Annotated in this window: 6 protein-coding genes; 4 read left to right on the plus strand and 2 right to left on the minus strand. The window is 55.7% G+C overall.

Annotation, left to right across the window (positions count from 1 at the left end; translation table 11 throughout):
* Positions 1–132 precede the first annotated feature (132 nt).
* Together ACFPN1_RS16125 and ACFPN1_RS16130 are read right to left on the minus strand one after the other, a co-directional pair.
* Entirely contained in the window at positions 133–387 is a 255-nt protein-coding gene (locus tag ACFPN1_RS16125; RefSeq protein ID WP_386756240.1) for a Txe/YoeB family addiction module toxin, read from the minus strand.
* The gene (locus ACFPN1_RS16130) at positions 384–635 is read right to left on the minus strand and encodes a type II toxin-antitoxin system Phd/YefM family antitoxin (protein ID WP_386756241.1); all 252 of its coding nucleotides are present in this window, start codon (positions 633–635) and stop codon (positions 384–386) included. Before ACFPN1_RS16130 ends, ACFPN1_RS16125 begins: the two co-directional genes overlap by 4 nt.
* Positions 636–772: 137 nt before the next feature.
* Here ACFPN1_RS16130 and ACFPN1_RS16135 point away from each other — a divergent pair, with 137 nt between their 5' ends.
* The 4 genes from ACFPN1_RS16135 to ACFPN1_RS16150 all read left to right on the plus strand — a co-directional run bounded on the left by ACFPN1_RS16135 (position 773) and on the right by ACFPN1_RS16150 (position 3,412).
* Positions 773–1,375 carry a hypothetical protein gene (locus ACFPN1_RS16135; protein WP_386756243.1) on the plus strand — a complete coding sequence of 201 codons (603 nt, stop codon included), beginning with the start codon at positions 773–775 and terminating at the stop codon, positions 1,373–1,375.
* Between the two features lie 92 nt (positions 1,376–1,467).
* Positions 1,468–1,863 (plus strand): DUF4279 domain-containing protein, encoded by a 396-nt coding sequence (locus ACFPN1_RS16140; RefSeq protein WP_386756244.1) that lies wholly within the window; start codon positions 1,468–1,470, stop codon positions 1,861–1,863.
* An 88-nt stretch (positions 1,864–1,951) separates the two neighbouring features.
* Positions 1,952–2,164, plus strand: a complete 213-nt coding sequence (locus ACFPN1_RS16145; protein ID WP_386756245.1) for a hypothetical protein — start codon at positions 1,952–1,954, stop codon at positions 2,162–2,164.
* 972 nt (positions 2,165–3,136) lie between these two features.
* Positions 3,137–3,412, plus strand: a complete 276-nt coding sequence (locus ACFPN1_RS16150; protein ID WP_386756247.1) for a hypothetical protein — start codon at positions 3,137–3,139, stop codon at positions 3,410–3,412.
* The last annotated feature ends 127 nt before the right edge of the window (positions 3,413–3,539 follow it).

A 3,539-nucleotide genomic window follows, 5' to 3' on the forward strand; every position in this document is an offset into this window, starting at 1 on the left:
TGATTCTCGGGCACCGATTGTCCTGAGCTAAGATCTCTTCAGCAGCCAAGTTCTCCGGTTCTCCTGGCTGCATAACAATTCATTCAAGCCGAAGCCGCTTCGCGGCTCGGCTTAATTCAGGCGTTAGGCGCGCTAGTAGTGATATCGCAGTTGAGCGATAAGCAGGTCGCCGTTAGCGACCTTGTAGACGATCCGGTGTTCGTCATTGATCCGCCGGGACCAATACCCAGCGAGCGCATGCTTTAGCGGTTCTGGCTTTCCGGTTCCTTCAAACGGATCGCGGGTGATTTCCTTGATCAGCCCGTTGATCCGTTGCAGCAGCTTCTTGTCAGTCTTTTGCCAGTAGAGATAGTCGTCCCAGGCCTGATCCGAAAAGATCAGCCTCATGGGGCCAGCTTCCGTTCCTTGCCCTTGCCACCCTCAAGTGCCGCAATAGACTCAAGCAGGCGCTTTGCGTTCTTAGGAGCGCGGAGCAGATATGCGGTTTCCTCCATGGCGTTGAAATCGTCCAAAGAGATCATGACCACCGCCTGCTGGCCGCTCCGGGTGATGATGATAGGCTCGTGGTCGTCGCAGACCCGGTCCATCGTATCGGCCAGATTGGCACGGGCTGCACTGTAAGTAATGGCGTCCATTGGGCACCTCCAATATGTACAAGATACTGTACAACAAAGATCTGACGGTGTCCAGCGGCGCGCCTAACAATTCATTCAAGCCGAAGCCGCTTCGCGGCTCGGCTTAATTCAGGCGTTAGACCTGCTAGGAGCGTTCAATGGATCCCGTAGCGCTTACCGTAATCTTCAAGGGTGTCGCCATGTTGGGCATCATCTTGGTCGGTGGGTTGGCCGTGAATTACGGCTTCCGCCTCTATCGGGATGGTGCGGGCTCTGGAAAGGATCACTACGCAGTAGAGATCGGCCCAGTTAAAGCAACTGCCCATTCCGTTGGCTCAGTTGTTATGGCAACGGGCTTTCTCTGGGCGTGGGCGGCTGTCGCGATCAGCCCAAATCTGGACAAGAGAGGCGACAACATCCGCGTCTACTCCTTTGACACTCCTGCAGGCGCGATCACATCTCCAGAGCTGGTCGCTCGGGTTTCTAAGCACAATCCCCCATCCCTGCAAAACCCGGAGGAGCTGAAGGGATTGCTCCGAAACGCTTGGGCAGCCGCTGAGACGAAGCAGGGTGGGAGCATCGTCTCTCTTGCTGGTATGCCGGCCTCAATCGACTTTGGCACTCTAGAGGCCGCAAAAGACCCGAGTGGGAATGTCCAGTTAACTGCTGCTGTTAAGGCTGGCGCTCAAACCGGCGAGATCTCGTTCGAGGCGCATGCGTCTGACGGCAAGCTAATCTTTGTTCCAGCCAAGGCAGACTGATGCATTCCGGTGCGCAGGTCTAACAATTCATTCAAGCCGAAGCCGCTTCGCGGCTCGGCTTAATTCAGGCGTTAGCCCTCCGGAGATCACTAGTGCACCAAGGAGAGGTCTACTTTCGCATCTGGGGTGATGACTTCGACCCAGATTTGGTCACGGAGCGCACCGGGCTCGTGCCGACACGCATTGCTCGCCGTGGGCTTCCCACCCCTCGCCATTCGGCCTGGGTGCTTTCCTCGGGCAAGATTGAGGGTGAGCTCATAGACGTGTATGCCCTATCCAATGCTCTTGTCGCACAGCTTGTCGAGCACACCAGCACGCTACGTTCCCTAATCCAAGAGCATGACCTTTCGGCCGTTCTTCAGGTTGTACTCCGGTTCTCAAACAATCCTTCCATCTCAATGCCTGCGGTTGGCTTTGAGTCATTCACCGTGGCCTTTCTGGCAGGTATTGGCGCGTCCATCGACGTCGACACCTACCAGGCGGGCTAACAATTCATTCAAGCCGAAGCCGCTTCGCGGCTCGGCTTAATTCAGGCGTTAGGCCTGTTTGGCAGATTGTCGTTAAGGAGGATTCGTAATGAGTAGAAACTTTGGATTCTCGAACATCTACCTCAAGGTTGGCTTTGCCCTGATTTCCATCTCGGTGGCCATGCTCGTCGCCGCGTTTGTCGTTCCATCGGTCACAAAGTATCTAAGCGGCAGTGTCGCTGGCTTCTGCCTAGTCTCAGGTGCTGTTCTCTACATCATTGGCCGCATTTCACAGGTCAGGCGCTCTCGCGCACAGGCCTAACAATTCATTCAAGCCGAAGCCGCTTCGCGGCTCGGCTTAATTCAGGCGTTATACGGTACCGGGGTTGAGCATTCTCGTTGCCGTTCCTTCGGCAACATTTCGGCAGCGTGGAGCGTCGGCTCCGGATAGCGTTCCCGATTGTTCGCGTGAGTGGCCAGTCCGTCGCTTCGCCCTCGGCCTTGAGGCTCATCGTGCTCCGGTTGGCGGTTGCTTCGGTTGCACCACGCCTCACGGGTTCTCGGTAAGGCCCAAACAGCCGGACAAGTGGTAGTGTTTGGCGATCGGAGGGTCCGCGGTCGCTCCGGCATAAGGCTTGGCAGCCTGTTGTCTCGGCCGGTCCCGTATAACTATTCGTTCAAGCCGAAGCCGCTTCGCGGCTCGGCTTAACTCAGGCGTTAGGCCGCATGGTCAGATTTCTGGTAACCATTACACTCGCGAGCTTCATCGCCGGCTGCGCACCACCGCGCTGGACTGAATCTTTGTGTCGGCGCCAACCGAACACCTGGAACCTAAACGAGAGAGACTTGGAAGCGCTGCTTGGACGCATGAGCGATGAGCAGCTCCTGGACGTGGCCGCTTGTAACATGGCCACTTCTCACCCCTCTACGCATGGATTTCCCGATCGCTTCGTAACCGACCGATCCTCGGCAATGGCATCGCTCCTTCTGGGTCGCATTGAGGCTCGGGATCAAGGTCTAATATCCATGGGATACATGGACCTCCTAACGGAAATGACAGAAAGGGATCCTCAGATCCTCTCTGCTCAACAACGAGAGTCCGCGTTGGCCCACTGCAACCGTCTGTATTCACCGGGTCATGGCTTATGCGAGTCGTTCTAGTCGGCTTGCGGCCTAACAATTCATTCAAGCCGAAGCCGCTTCGCGGCTCGGCTTAATTCAGGCGTTAGGCCTCATGGTCAGATCTCTCGTATCTTTAATACTCGTGCTCCAACTCCTATCTGCGGCTTCCGCGGTGAGCTGGATGTACACCTCTCACAAGTACGACTGCTTCAATATCGGTCCCTGCACCGGAGACATCGATTATTGGATCAATTTGGACACTGCGGCTTTTTTTTGCTTCCTTATTTTGTGGGCGGCGCTCTTTGTCGCAAGCCTCATTCATTCCAAGCAAGCCGGCTTAGTTCGTTCCAGTGCGTATGCTTTGCTCGCAGCGGTCCTAGTTCCACTTGGCGTGCTGTTTTCAGCACACTGGCTGTTCAATCTAGGCATCGTTACCGCTCAGGTATGAGGCGTGAATTCAACCACCAAGTGCGACAAGCTCCTCTAACCGAATAGTTTTTGCATTGGGCTGCGATAGCCATAGCGCTTCCTCGGTCTGGTGTTGAGTCGATGGGCAATGGCATCACAGTGTCTCT

Source organism: Lysobacter yangpyeongensis, from assembly GCF_042655745.1.
In the GTDB taxonomy this organism is placed as follows: domain Bacteria; phylum Pseudomonadota; class Gammaproteobacteria; order Xanthomonadales; family Xanthomonadaceae; genus Agrilutibacter; species Agrilutibacter yangpyeongensis.